Raw genomic sequence first — 12008 nt, 5'->3', positions numbered from 1 at the left:
CCGCGTCCGAGGCGCCCTGCGCCCGGCGGGCCGCCCACCGCTCACCCTTGGGGGACACCTGTGTCCGCACTGATCGCCCATGACCTCGTCCGCACCCTCGGCGACCGCCGCGTCCTCGACGGCATCTCCCTGACCGCCGCCCCGGGCCGGCGCATCGGCCTCATCGGGGAGAACGGCGTCGGCAAGTCCACCCTCCTGCGCGTCCTCGCGGGCGTCGACGAACCCGACGCCGGCAGCGTCACCCGCCCCGCCGATCTCGGCTTCCTCCACCAGGAGATGCCCTACGACGCCGACGCCACCATCGCCGCGGTGCTGGACGAGGCGCTGCGCGAGGCCCGCCAGGACCTCGCCGAACTGGACCGGCTCGGCGAGGAACTCGCGCGCACCCCGGAGGACCAGGACCTCCTGGACGCCTACGGCAAGCGCCTGGAGCAGGCCCAGGACCGGGAGTCCTGGGACGCCGACCGCCGCGCCGCCCTGGTCCTGGACGGCCTGGGCCTCGGCGCGTTCGGCCACGACCGCACCCTCGGCTCGCTCTCCGGCGGCCAGCGCGGCCGTCTCGCCCTGGCCGCCCTGCTCGTCCGCCGCCCGTCGGCGCTGCTCCTCGACGAGCCGACCAACCACCTCGACGACGGCGCCGCCGCCTTCCTGGAGGAACAGGTCCGCGGCCTGCCCGGCACGGTCGTCGTCGCCAGCCACGACCGGGCCTTCCTCGACGCCGTGTGCACCGACCTGATCGACCTCGACCCCTCGGTCGACGGCCCGGTCCGCTACGGCGGCAACTACAGCGCCTACCTCTCCGAGAAGCGCGCCGAGCGCGAACGCTGGGAGCGGCGGTACGCCGAGGAGCAGGAGGAACTGGAGGCGCTGCGGGAGTCCGCGGGCGTCACCGCGCACCGGGTCGCGCCGGACCGGGGCCGTACCGACAACGAGAAGATGGGCTACGGCCACCGGGCCGGCCGGGTGCAGAGCCAGATCTCCCGCCGGGTCCGCAACGCCGCCCGGCGGCTGGAGGAGCTGGAGCGCGCCCAGGTCGCCGAGCCGCCGCGCCCGCTGCGGTTCGCGGCCGGGGAGCTGGCCGCGCGCAGCGAGGAGGACGCACGTCCCCTGGTCGCCCTGCACGACGTACGGGTGCCTGGCCGGCTCGCCGTGGACGGCCTGGAGGTGTCGCCGACCGACCGGCTGCTCGTCACGGGCGGCAACGGGGCGGGCAAGTCGACGCTGCTTGCCGTACTGGCCGGTCGTCTGCCGGCCGAGGGTGAGGTGAGCAGGCGGCGCAGGCTGACGGTGGGCCTGCTGACCCAGGACACGACCTTCGAGCACAACCACCGCACGGTCCGCGACACCTACGAGCTGGCGCTGGGCGCGCGGCGGGCGGAGAAGGTGCCGCTGAACTCGCTCGGCCTGATGCACGACGCGGATCTGGACAAGCCGGTCGGGCACCTGTCGGTGGGCCAGCGCCGGCGCCTCGCGCTGGCCCTCCTGGCCGCCCGCCCGCCCCAGCTCCTGCTGCTCGACGAGCCCACCAACCACCTCTCCCCCGCCCTGTGTGACGAACTCGAGGCTGCACTGGGCCCGGGTCCCGGCGCGATCGTCGTGGCCAGCCACGATCGCTGGCTGCGGCGACGCTGGCAGGGCCGGGAACACCGGTTGAAACCGTAACGCTTCTTGCGCCCGACCGGAGTCACCTGTCAAGATGGTGATGTGAATCTTGACCATGTCTTCGTATGCGGACACCCGGCTCTCGACTTCGCGGCCACGCTCCGGGCCCGACGCTCGACCCGGTTCGAGATGTTCGTGACGCCGGAGCGGCTGAACGCCTGGTACCTCGAGTCCGGCCTGGTGGACACGATCGCCCCGGGCCGGCAGGACGACGTCCAGGAGGCCACGGCCGTGCGCGAGGCCATCTACCGGCTCGTCACCGACCGCCGGCTCGGTGACGAGTTCGACGCGGAGGCGCTCGAGGCGGTCAACGCCGCTGCGCGCAAGGCCCCCGTGACGCCCCAGCTCACCCCGGCCGGACGCTGCACCGAGGCGACGCCCGAGCAGGCGCTGGCGACGGTCGCGCGGCGGGCGGTGGAGCTGCTCAGCGGCCCGGACGTGCCGCTGATGAAGGAGTGCGGCAACCCCGAGTGCACCCGCGTCTACATCGACCGCTCCCGGGGCATGCGGCGCCAGTGGTGCGGCATGGAGTCCTGCGGCAACAAGATCAAGGCCGCCGCGTACCGCGCCCGGAAGAAGTCCGCGCCGGCTGGGGCCGCCCACTGACCTCCTCTCCCGGTCGGCAGCCGGCCCCGGCGCGCACGGGGCTCAGTCGGCCGCGAGATCCCTGAGGGTCCTGCGGAACCGGTGCATCAGCACGCCCCGCGCCCAGCGCGTGGGCGGCGGGAAACCCGCGTACACCCGTTCCCGGCCGGGGACGGGCTCGGGGTGTTCCAGGAACCCGAGGACCATCTGCGGCTCACCGCGCAGCACGCCTTCGGCGGCCGCGGTGCCGAGGGTGCGCAGGTCTTCCTCCCCGGCCTGGGCGAACAGCTCCTTGAGCAGGGGTTGTACGACGGCGACGTGCGCGCGCAGCCCGTGCCCGACCCGGCGGGACGCGAGCGTCCCCTCTCTCATCGCGTGCCCCCAGCTCACCGTTCCGCCGACCCGGCGTTCCTCGGAGATGCGTTCGATGACGCTCTCCAGCTCGTCGAGCCCCTCGGCCAGTGCGTTGTCGTCCTCGTGCAGCAGGTCAAGGCTGCGTACCGACTCGGGACAGCGCGCGCGCAGCAGCGGCCACACATGCTCGTCCTCGGTGTGGCGGTGCCGGCGTACGAAGGCGACCAGCCACCGCGCCGTCGCCACCAGGGTCTGCGTGTCGACGGCGGCGCCGTCGGCCAGCCGGATGAACGCCCGGGAGACGAGGTCCGCGCCCCGGATCATGACTGTGTAAGCCGCGAGCAGTTCGTCGTTCAGGGGCGCACCATCCGTGACCGGCACCGGTGTGGGGGACATGCAGGGACCTTTCTTCACCAAGTCTGCGCACCGGCGGCCCGAGGGGGGAGCCCGGACCGCCGGTACAGGGACGGGGACTGACCACGCAAACGTGGCTGGACTCCGGATGTCCCGCCCCGGCTCCGCCGTCCGCGTGTCCGACGGCGGAGCCTCCACCTGGGTAACGCGGCGACGGCCATGAAAGGTTCACCACATGTGTGGCTGGTTTCACCTCAGCGACACATCAGAGATACATGGCCCGGTGGCTGCTCAGTGCGAAGGTGTCGCCCGAGCTGAGAATGGTCACGACCTCCTCGCAGAAGCGCCGGTACTCCGTCTCGTACTCGGTCGGCAGGGTGACGAGAACGGCGGCCCCCTGCAGCACGACGAACCGCAGCAGGTGCAGCAGATTCTGCGGGGGCGGCAGCAACAGCACCTCCATGACGCGCCGGAACACCTCGGTGAGGAACTCCTCACCGTCGCCCGGCTCAGCGGCAGTCCCGGCGAACAGATCGAGGCAGGCGGTCAGATGCCCGAGCTCGGCCGCGGTCACCTCGATCGGGTAGAGGCTCGTCAGCTCGTCGCCGCGCATGCTGTACAGGGTGTAGCGCGGTGGCGGCTCGGCCGGGGCGGGGACGGCGGGCGCGTCCTCGGTGTGCCAGCGCGCCCACAGCGGCAGTCGCAGCAGGACATGCACCCAACTGTCGTAGGCGTCCGAGACGATCCGCTCCTCGTCGGTGTCCGTGCCCGAGCAGTGCAACTGGTAGAGGTGGCGCAGCAGCGGCTCTTCCAGGCTCTGGAACTTGGCGTAGAAGACGGGATCGTCAGGTACCAGCAGGTGCACGTGGCCGTTTCCTCTCGCCGGTACGACTCGCCCGGTCGGCGGGGCCCGTCATGAGGTTGAACGGTGTGGGCCGCCCCGGGGTTCACGGACTTCCGGACGCACCTCGCACACTCACATTCACCCCGACTTTGTCACCGTCTTGACCGGTGACGTCGACGCCTATATCGTCGCCTTCTAGAACGGTTATTTCCTCGCGAGACAGGTAAGTCACGTGACAGATCCGCCGACCGGTCCCGACTGCCAGACTCGGCACAACACCCCCAGCCGAACACCTCCGCCCGCACATACGTGTCACGGAGCGCGGATACACTTCGCCGTCTTGGCCACCCGCCCACACAGAAACCTGCACGGGCCCCTACTTACAGGTGCACCGGGACCGGGTGAGTGACCAGCAGCATCACGGGAGAAGCAGCGAGGCCAGCCACGACATGGACACGACAGTGCGCTACTCAGTCCTCGGCACCGTGCGGGTGACGCGCGGGGACACCGAAATCGACGTGGGACCCCCGAAACGACTGGCCCTGCTCGCTCTGCTGGTGCTCCGTGCCCCCGGTCCGCTCACTCTTGGCGAGGCGGTCGACATCCTGTGGGACGAGGAACCTCCACCCAGCGCCGTCAATGTGGTCCACCGGCACATCGGCGCCCTGCGCAGAACCCTCGAACCCGAGCTGCGCAGCCGCAGCAACGCCGAACACCTCGTCCGCGCCGCCAACGGCTACCGGCTCCTCGTCGACACGACCAGTTCGGACCTGCTGCATTTCCGCGATCTACGCGCTCAAGCCCAACTGGCGCTTCGTGACGGCGATCTCGCCGAGGCCGCGCAGGACTTCGTCGAGGCCCTGCGCCTCTGGCGCGGCCCCGTCGTGGCGGCGGGCACCAACGTGGCCCGGCACCCGGTCTTCACGTCCGTCGGGCATGAGTTCGTCTCCACGGTGAAGGAGGCCGCCGACGCCGTCCTGACCGCAGCGCCCGCGCTGACGGAAGAGGTCCTGACCGTGCTTCGCAGCGCCCTTGAGAACCATCCTTTCGACGAGGCCCTACACGCCCGGGCGATCGCCGCCCTGGCCGCCACCGGCCGACAGGCCGAAGCGCTCCAACAGTTCGAGACCATCCGCAGCACGCTCGCCGACGAACTGGGCGTCGAGCCTGGTCCCGAACTGCGCTCCACCCAGCAACATTTGCTGCAGCGTCGAATCTCCCGGGTGCCGGACGCCCTACCGTCCCAGCCTTCTCCGCCCGCGGAAATCCACCGCCCTTCCCAACTGCCCGCGGACTGCGCCTCCTTCGCTGGCCGCCGCGAGCCTTTGAGCCAGTGCCTGGAACTTCTGCCACTCAAAGGCGAGAGCCGCCCGCCCACGATGACCGCGGCCCTCTGCGGTATGCCGGGAGTCGGCAAGACGACCCTGGCCGTGCACTGGGCCCACCTGGTCGCCGATCACTTCCCCGACGGCCAGATCTATCTCGACCTGCAGGGCCACCACGCCACCCGGTCCCCGCTCGACCCGGCGGAGGCGATGAGCGCGGTACTGCGCGCACTCGCCGTCGAGCACGACCGTGCCCACGCGAGCGCCGCCGCCCTCACCCCCATCTACCGGAGCGCCCTGAGCGGACGCCGACTGCTCCTCGTCCTGGACGACGCGGAGAACTGCGAGCAGGTGCGCCCGCTGCTGCCCACCACACCGGGCAGCGTCGCCGTCGTCACCAGCAGGCGGCGGCTGGAGGGTCTGTCCGTGACGGACGACGCACGGATCGTCACGCTGGATCCCATGACCCGCGCGGAGAGCCTGGAACTGCTTGACCGACGTCTGGGCACCGACCGCATCCGGGCCGAGCAGGCCGCCGCGGAAGAGATCGTGGAGCTGTGCGGCGGACTGCCCCTCGCACTGGCTGTCACCAGCGCCCGCGCCCTGCTGCAGCCGCGTTTCCCGCTGGCCTCGCTCGCGGCCCGGATCCAGGACGCCGACGACTGCCTCGACATGCTGTCCTGCCGCGACGACCGCACCGACCTCCGCAACGCGATCCACCGCTCCTACGAAACGCTGAGCAGCAGTGCCGCGCGGTTGTTCCGGCTGCTGAGCCTGCACCCCTCGCGGGACATCGCGATGCCGGCCGCCACCAGCCTCGCCGGCACCGACCCGCGCAGAACCCGGCAGGACGTGGCGGAACTGATGGACCACCACCTGCTCGCCGAACTGACCACGGGCCGGTACACCTGCCACGAACTGCTGCGCACCTACGCCAGGGAACTCTGCACGGTCCTCGACTCCCCCACCACCCGATCCGAGGCTCTGGCCAGGATGTTCGAGCACTATCTCCACAGTGCCGACGCGGCCGCGGCGCACCTCGCACCCCACCGCGGCACCGTGCTCCCGCCGCCTCTGCGCCCGGGCGTACGGCCCGAGCGGTTCAACGGACGCGCGGACGCCGCCGCGTGGATCGTCGCCGAGCAGCATCTGCTGCCGGAACTGGTCCGCTCCATCGAGAACCATCCCCAGGACGAGGCCCTGCACCGCCGCCTGACCTCTGCCTTGGGGATGTGCTCGCAGTCCCCTGGCTCCTGCTCCTAGGCGGCCTCTGGCCGCACCACCCCCCGGAGCTTACGCAGGGCGTTGTGGTGACGGCTCTTGACCGTGCCGGCCGGGACCCCGAGGATGCCGGCCGTCTCCTGGATGCTGCGGTCGCACAGGTAGATGTGCACCAGCACTGCCCGGTGCTCGGCTGACAGCCGCTGCAACAAGGGTTTGGTGACCAGGGCGTCGTGCACGGCCTCGGTGCCGTCGGTGCGCGACGCAGGGTCGTTGTAGGTGACTCCGACGACTTCTCTGCGCGCGCAGGGCTTGCGCACCCAGTCAATGACGAGATGCCGGGTCACGGTGAAGAGCCAGCCACGGACCGACCCGTCCATGCCCAGAAGACGGTCGCTGTTGCGCCAGGCCCGGATGATGGTCTCCTGGACGATGTCCTCGGCAAGTCCGTGGTCCCCGAGCATCTTCTCGGCGTACGAGACGAGGCCTTCCCGGTGTTCCCGCATGATGCTGCAGAGCAGGTCGGATCGGGACATAGCCGTGAGGGGCGTAGCCATAGTGTTCTGAACCATCCTGGTTCTCTGTGGTGCGGCGACCGGGGGTCGGATGTAACCCCCGCCTTTGCACTGTAGGCAGCGACAGGTGCCAGAAAAATGCTGTGTTTGTGCCGTCTCGCTGCCGCGTCGGCGAGCGACGAACACGTGTTACCGACTCGTGGCGCATCCATGGCCTCTCACCTGGGGTTTTATCGCTGAATCACCGATTTCCCCGTCCTAACAGGTTCCTGACAATTCCCCCACATGAGTTCTATGTCACGTGCTGCCAGGGCGCCTTGACTCAATCGCAATGTGTGCACCGCTTCGCCATCGGACACATGTGACAGGGTAGCGGGGAGGCGTCACCTGAAAGGGAAGACCACTTTGCGTAAGAACCTGCTGCGACTGGGTGTGACCATGGCCGCCGCCGTCGGCCTGTCGTTCGGTGCGAGCACCGCATTCGCCACCCCGGCCGGACCGGGCGTGACCGGCAAGATCATCTCCCAGACCACCATCGGCGACACGGACTACATCCTCCGCCAGATCACCATCCCCCCGGGCCAGAGCACCGGGTGGCACTACCACGACGGAACCCTCTACGGCTTCGTCCAGCACGGCACCCTCAGTCACTTCGACTCGGACTGCCGGACCGACGGCGTCTACCGGGCAGGAAACTCCCTGACCGAGCCGTCCGGCGCCAACCACGTGCACATCGGCCGCAACCTCGGCAAGACAAACGTCGTTCTCGACGTCCTCTACGTCCTGCCGCACGGCGCCCCGCTGTCGGAGGACGCCCCCAACCCGGGCTGCGACTTCCAGTAGCCGCGCCCCGCACACGACGAGCCCGCCACGGCATCCCACCGTGGCGGGCTCGTCATACGAGGACGGGCCTGCTGCCGCCTCAGTCGCCCATGGGCGTCCAGGAGCGGAACACCGCGGCCTGACCGTGGATCCGCCCTTCCGGGTCCATCAGGTCCCACATGGTCACGTCCTCGATCCAGAAGGGCGTGCCGCTCCTGCCGATCCGTATCCCGCGGTAGCCGGTGGCATAGTGCTGCGCCGACACGGCACGCACGAAGGCGTCGCGGTCCTGCTGACCGTTGGGGCGCGCCGAGAGCCGGGAAGGCAGGCCAACGAACTCGTCCCAGGAGTAGCCGAAGCAGAGCTGCGCCGTGCAATTGGCGTAGACGAAGCGCGGGTCAGCCGACGTGTCATGCGCCAACAGCCCGAACGGGGCCTGTGCGTACAGCCACCGAGCGGCGTCCGGACCGGCCTCCCGACCGGACAACGGCTCGCCCACCAGCCGCAGATGACTGGAAAGCAGCAGCTCGGCGAAAGCGGGGTCAGTGGGCGAGCCGGGCAGGGCCCGCGGGGCAACGCCACGGTCAAAGGGAGTCATCACGGTTCACATGTTTCTTTGTCGGGCAGGTCTGAGAATTCTTGCCATCCCGCTGGGTACGGACTACTGCCCGCCGTCGCTCCAGCCCCCTCGGCCTCACCGGCTTCGAGGTCTACTGTCCCAGCTCGGCGAGGACGGCGCCCACATCCTGCCAACCCTCTACGACGACAACTACCTGTGGCTGCTGCCCGGCGAGACACGCACCGCGACGCTGCCCCGACCCGCGTCCGCCCGGCCGTCGGGCCGGCCGAAGCTGCGGGTCGAGGGTCATAACACGACGCCGATCACGGTGCGCGGCTGATCAGGACGGACCCGAAGAGTGACGTCAGACGCCGCGTTCGTAACTGGCCCACGCGATGTGCGACTCGTGCAGGGTCACGGCCACCTCGCGGATTCCCCGGGCCCCCTCCCCCAGCGTCCCCGCCTGAATCGCCTCAACCAAGCGGTCGGCGATCACCTTGGCCAGGTACTCCGTCGAGGTGTTGATCTCCCGGAACCGCTCCTCGTCATCGAGGTTGCGGTAGTTGAACTCGCTGATCACCTTGCCGAGTTCGGCGGTTGCCAGCCCGATGTCCACGACGATGTTGTCTTCGTCCAGTTCCGGGCGCCGGAATGTCGCGTCCACGACGAACGTCGCACCGTGCAGCCGCTGGGCGGGCCCGAAGACCTCACCGCGGAAGCTGTGGGCGACCATCATGTGGTCACGAACGGTGATACTGAACAAGAAGCCTCCAGATGAGGTGTGGTCGACGGTGAGCAATATAACCGCACACATGAAAGTATACGTGTGAACCAAATGTGAGTTTCTCTCGTGTCCTTGGTGTGTCGGGGTGGCCGCACCGGCGGAGGAGGACGATGGAGACACCACCGGTCAGACGCCTGGAGCAGGCCCTTGCCGACTTTGCCCAGCGGTACGCAGCGCTGACCAGAACAGGGGAGCAACTGAGGGCACTGTCGGTCACCGTCTGCTCCCGAGACGACGTCGTGCAGGTCACCGTGGGCGTGGACGGCCGCCCGGCGAGTATCCGGTTCGTCGACGAACGGTTCCGGCGGACGCCCCCCACACAGCTCGGCGACAGCGTCATGGAGGCCCTGAGCACGGCGCAGGCCGAGGTTTCGGCCCGGTTGTCATCTGCGCTGACCAGCGCGCGGCTGCCGGTCCAAACTGCCCGGGAGGCGCCGAGACCACGGCCGCAGAGGCCGTTGTGGGGCCGTCGCTCCTTCGCGCCGCACGCCCCCCTGCCGCCGGACCTGCGGGCGGCCGTCATGGCACTGACTGACTCGGTGTGCGACGCCGTCAGGTGTGACTGAGGCCGGGTCGGACGAGTACAAACAAACCCACTACGTTCACTGTACACACATTTCTGTCCTGTCGAGCAGACAGTCCGTCTGCAGAAGCCAAGGAGCGGAACGACCGTGCCCACATTTCCGAGTACCGACGACGACATCGTCCGGGTCGAGAGCAACGTGTATCTCGTGTCCGGCAGCAGCACGAACTGGGTGATCATCAAGGACGGGGCTGACTGCACCCTCGTCGACACCGGCTACCCCGGCGACCGTGACGCCGTGCTGGGCTCCCTCGCGGCGCTCGGCCTGCGGCCGCGCGACGTGTCCGCCGTACTGATCACGCACGCCCACAACGACCACATCGGCGCGGCCGAGCATCTGCGCGCCGCATACGAGGTGCCGGTCCTCATGCACCAGGAGGAGGTTCCGCACGCCCGCCGCGACTTCCTCGACCAGGTGTCTGTGGGTCAGGTGCTGGGACAGGCCTGGCGGCCCGGGGTGCTGCCGTGGGCCGTGCACGCCCTGCGGGCCGGCGGCACCACGCACGTGCCGGTCTGCGAGCCGCAGGCGTTCCCCGCGGCGGGCGCCCTCGACCTGCCCGGAGCCCCGGTTCCCGTGCACACACCCGGGCACACCAAGGGGCACTGCGCCTACCACCTGCCCAAGAGCGGCATCCTGATCACCGGCGACGCCCTCGTCACCGCGCACCCCACGTCCCGGATCAGCGGGCCTCAACTTCTGCCCAAGATGTTCCACACCGACCGGGCGCGAGCCCTCGACTCCCTGACCGCGCTGGAGAACCTGGACGCGGACCTTCTGCTGCCCGGCCACGGACGCGTGCACCGCGGCTCGGCCAAGGAGGCCGCCGCCACGGCCCGCGAACGGGCGGGCAGGTGACCGATCGCTCCTCAGGGAGAAACCCGGTCACCGACGGTTCAACCACACACCTACCGGGCAGTACGTTCGAGGGTGCCCTCGTGCGAGTGACCCTGTCGAAAGGTGAGAGAAACCGAAGAACAGCCACACTTCCTCTGTGCAGGGGCACATCAGCACTTATCGTGAGGAGTGAGCATGTCGGAGGAACCGTCTGACGTTGACACTTATCCACACGAGTCCCTCGGCGTGGGTACCATGCGCAACGTCATCCATATCGAGGGAGTGAACGGTTGTGACCAGCCAATCAGCCGCCACGCTCCGATCGCGGTACGTAGCACAAGCCGCATCGGACTTGGAGGAGAACCGTCGGCGACAGCAGGAGCTGGCGGAGAGAATCTCCGTGTTGAAGCAGGAGGAGGCCCTTCTCGCGGACATCCTTAACCTCGCCGAGCAGTACGAGGGTTTCGCCGACGCGTCCCGGCTGCCCGAGCAGTTGCAGGACGAGCCCGTCACTGCGAAGGCGAAGAAGACGTTTACCGGGGCAGCCTCCCGGCGCTCTGTGTCGGCGAAGAGCGCTCCGACCGGCAGGACGGCGAAGGCCGGCGCGAAGGGGAAGTCGCGTCAGCCTCTGCTCGGAGACCTGCTGGCGGAACTGCTCGGCCAGTACGAGGAACCGCGTCTGGCAAAGGAACTGCGCGACGAGCTCCTGGAGAAGCACCCGGACCGCAACCCCACCCCGCAGGTGGTGCGCAACACCCTGGAGTCCCTGGTCGCCAAGGGCCGTATCCGGCGTCACAAGCAGCAGCGCTCCGTCATGTACACCTTGATCAAACCGGGTGCGTCGGACGGCGACAGCTCCGATTGAATCGTCCGCTCGTCCCGTTGTCCCGCGAGCGGTGACGCGTGGCCCGGTCGGCGACAGCTCCGGGCTAGCCCCATCGCTTCGCGGGACAACGACGTGCCGGACAACGCCTCGTGGGCCAGGCTGGCCCCCGCAACCGACTGTGCACCAAGGCAGAGACCTCGCCCGCTGGGGAAAAGAGAATGTCCGCTGCGGAACTTCTTCTTCCGCAGCGTCCGTCTCTGCAAGAACGGTTCCCCGCACGGACCACCGTGGTGGTTGGCGTTGGCCAGTTCCTCCTCGAAGACACGTGTTGCCTCGGGGGAGTGGATTACATACGCGCCGGCGACCTGCCGAGGGTGTGAATCGGCCGGAACCGGCCGAGGGGAGCGCCGCCCTCTTCAGACCCTGTTACGACGCCGTCCTCGTCCAGAGTAGTCCCCCACCCGGAGGGCGCGTCGAAGCCAAGCTGCGGCGCGGCGCCTCGGTCGCCGACGTCGGGTGCGGTCACGGCTGCTCGGCCCTGGTCGCGGCCAAGTCGGTCCCGCAGCCCTGCTTCCGCGACCTCGACTTCCTCGAGGCCGCGGAAGCGGCCCGCCGACCGGCCGAACAGGCCCGTGCCGAGGACCGCGTTGACCAGCGAGGTCGCCGCCGCGCACGACTTCCGGCGGCGACTGCGACCTCGCCACGTTCTTCGACCTCCTCCGCGACCTCGGTGACCCGG

At 69.4% G+C, this 12008-nt stretch carries 13 protein-coding genes; 8 read left to right on the top strand and 5 right to left on the bottom strand.

The window, feature by feature from the left end; all coding sequences use genetic code 11:
- Positions 1 to 60: 60 nt before the first annotated feature.
- Together ABZT06_RS41800 and ABZT06_RS41795 are read left to right on the top strand one after the other, a co-directional pair.
- Entirely contained in the window at positions 61 to 1662 is a 1602-nt protein-coding gene (locus tag ABZT06_RS41800) for an ABC-F family ATP-binding cassette domain-containing protein (RefSeq protein WP_355753138.1), read from the top strand.
- 42 nt (positions 1663 to 1704) lie between these two features.
- Positions 1705 to 2268 carry a CGNR zinc finger domain-containing protein gene (locus ABZT06_RS41795; protein WP_355753136.1) on the top strand — a complete coding sequence of 188 codons (564 nt, stop codon included), beginning with the start codon at positions 1705 to 1707 and terminating at the stop codon, positions 2266 to 2268.
- 42 nt (positions 2269 to 2310) lie between these two features.
- Here the strand turns inward: ABZT06_RS41795 and ABZT06_RS41790 are convergent, their stop codons facing one another.
- Both ABZT06_RS41790 and ABZT06_RS41785 read right to left on the bottom strand, forming a co-directional pair.
- Positions 2311 to 2997, bottom strand: coding sequence for a hemerythrin domain-containing protein (locus tag ABZT06_RS41790; RefSeq protein ID WP_355753134.1), 687 nt, complete (start codon positions 2995 to 2997; stop codon positions 2311 to 2313).
- Between the two features lie 223 nt (positions 2998 to 3220).
- Positions 3221 to 3820 (bottom strand): hypothetical protein, encoded by a 600-nt coding sequence (locus ABZT06_RS41785; protein WP_355753133.1) that lies wholly within the window; start codon positions 3818 to 3820, stop codon positions 3221 to 3223.
- 428 nt (positions 3821 to 4248) lie between these two features.
- Between ABZT06_RS41785 and ABZT06_RS41780 the strand changes: the two genes are divergently transcribed.
- Entirely contained in the window at positions 4249 to 6387 is a 2139-nt protein-coding gene (locus ABZT06_RS41780) for a BTAD domain-containing putative transcriptional regulator (RefSeq protein ID WP_355753131.1), read from the top strand.
- Here the strand turns inward: ABZT06_RS41780 and ABZT06_RS41775 are convergent.
- Positions 6384 to 6881 (bottom strand): sigma-70 family RNA polymerase sigma factor, encoded by a 498-nt coding sequence (locus tag ABZT06_RS41775; RefSeq protein ID WP_355753129.1) that lies wholly within the window; start codon positions 6879 to 6881, stop codon positions 6384 to 6386. The genes ABZT06_RS41780 and ABZT06_RS41775 overlap by 4 nt on opposite strands.
- Positions 6882 to 7298: 417 nt before the next feature.
- Here ABZT06_RS41775 and ABZT06_RS41770 point away from each other — a divergent pair, with 417 nt between their 5' ends.
- Positions 7299 to 7703 (top strand): cupin domain-containing protein, encoded by a 405-nt coding sequence (locus ABZT06_RS41770; protein ID WP_355753222.1) that lies wholly within the window; start codon positions 7299 to 7301, stop codon positions 7701 to 7703.
- Between the two features lie 79 nt (positions 7704 to 7782).
- Here ABZT06_RS41770 and ABZT06_RS41765 read toward each other — a convergent pair whose 3' ends face one another.
- Positions 7783 to 8280 (bottom strand): MEKHLA domain-containing protein, encoded by a 498-nt coding sequence (locus tag ABZT06_RS41765; RefSeq protein WP_355753220.1) that lies wholly within the window; start codon positions 8278 to 8280, stop codon positions 7783 to 7785.
- A 10-nt stretch (positions 8281 to 8290) separates the two neighbouring features.
- Between ABZT06_RS41765 and ABZT06_RS41760 the strand changes: the two genes are divergently transcribed.
- Positions 8291 to 8581 carry a hypothetical protein gene (locus tag ABZT06_RS41760; protein ID WP_355753127.1) on the top strand — a complete coding sequence of 97 codons (291 nt, stop codon included), beginning with the start codon at positions 8291 to 8293 and terminating at the stop codon, positions 8579 to 8581.
- Between the two features lie 24 nt (positions 8582 to 8605).
- Here ABZT06_RS41760 and ABZT06_RS41755 read toward each other — a convergent pair whose 3' ends face one another.
- On the bottom strand, positions 8606 to 9004 hold the full coding sequence (locus ABZT06_RS41755; protein ID WP_355753125.1) for a 6-carboxytetrahydropterin synthase: 399 nt from the start codon (positions 9002 to 9004) through the stop codon (positions 8606 to 8608).
- 131 nt (positions 9005 to 9135) lie between these two features.
- On the opposite strand from ABZT06_RS41755, the gene ABZT06_RS41750 reads away from it, so the two are divergent.
- The 3 genes from ABZT06_RS41750 (at position 9136) to ABZT06_RS41740 (ending at position 11308) form a co-directional block, all read left to right on the top strand.
- Positions 9136 to 9591, top strand: a complete 456-nt coding sequence (locus ABZT06_RS41750) for a YbaB/EbfC family nucleoid-associated protein (protein WP_355753123.1) — start codon at positions 9136 to 9138, stop codon at positions 9589 to 9591.
- Positions 9592 to 9696: 105 nt separating this feature from the next.
- Positions 9697 to 10464, top strand: a complete 768-nt coding sequence (locus ABZT06_RS41745) for an MBL fold metallo-hydrolase (protein WP_355753121.1) — start codon at positions 9697 to 9699, stop codon at positions 10462 to 10464.
- A gap of 271 nt (positions 10465 to 10735) precedes the next feature.
- Complete coding sequence (locus ABZT06_RS41740) at positions 10736 to 11308, top strand: hypothetical protein (protein ID WP_355753119.1); 573 nt, start codon at positions 10736 to 10738, stop codon at positions 11306 to 11308.
- Positions 11309 to 12008 lie beyond the last annotated feature (700 nt).

This window comes from Streptomyces sp. NPDC005483, from assembly GCF_040606035.1.
Lineage (GTDB): Bacteria > Actinomycetota > Actinomycetes > Streptomycetales > Streptomycetaceae > Streptomyces.
Note: the sequence above shows the minus strand (reverse complement) of the source record. Positions and strands in the feature narration are given on the sequence as shown.

What these genes read in the sequence shown, in the direction of transcription:
- ABZT06_RS41790 (WP_355753134.1), bottom strand. Translation starts at nt 2,997, where the DNA reads ATGTCCCCCACACCGGTGCCGGTCACGGATGGTGCGCCCCTGAACGAC.
- ABZT06_RS41780 (WP_355753131.1), top strand. Translation starts at nt 4,249, where the DNA reads ATGGACACGACAGTGCGCTACTCAGTCCTCGGCACCGTGCGGGTGACG.
- ABZT06_RS41775 (WP_355753129.1), bottom strand. Translation starts at nt 6,881, where the DNA reads ATGTCCCGATCCGACCTGCTCTGCAGCATCATGCGGGAACACCGGGAA.
- ABZT06_RS41770 (WP_355753222.1), top strand. Translation starts at nt 7,299, where the DNA reads ATGGCCGCCGCCGTCGGCCTGTCGTTCGGTGCGAGCACCGCATTCGCC.
- ABZT06_RS41765 (WP_355753220.1), bottom strand. Translation starts at nt 8,280, where the DNA reads ATGACTCCCTTTGACCGTGGCGTTGCCCCGCGGGCCCTGCCCGGCTCG.
- ABZT06_RS41760 (WP_355753127.1), top strand. Translation starts at nt 8,291, where the DNA reads ATGTTTCTTTGTCGGGCAGGTCTGAGAATTCTTGCCATCCCGCTGGGT.
- ABZT06_RS41750 (WP_355753123.1), top strand. Translation starts at nt 9,136, where the DNA reads ATGGAGACACCACCGGTCAGACGCCTGGAGCAGGCCCTTGCCGACTTT.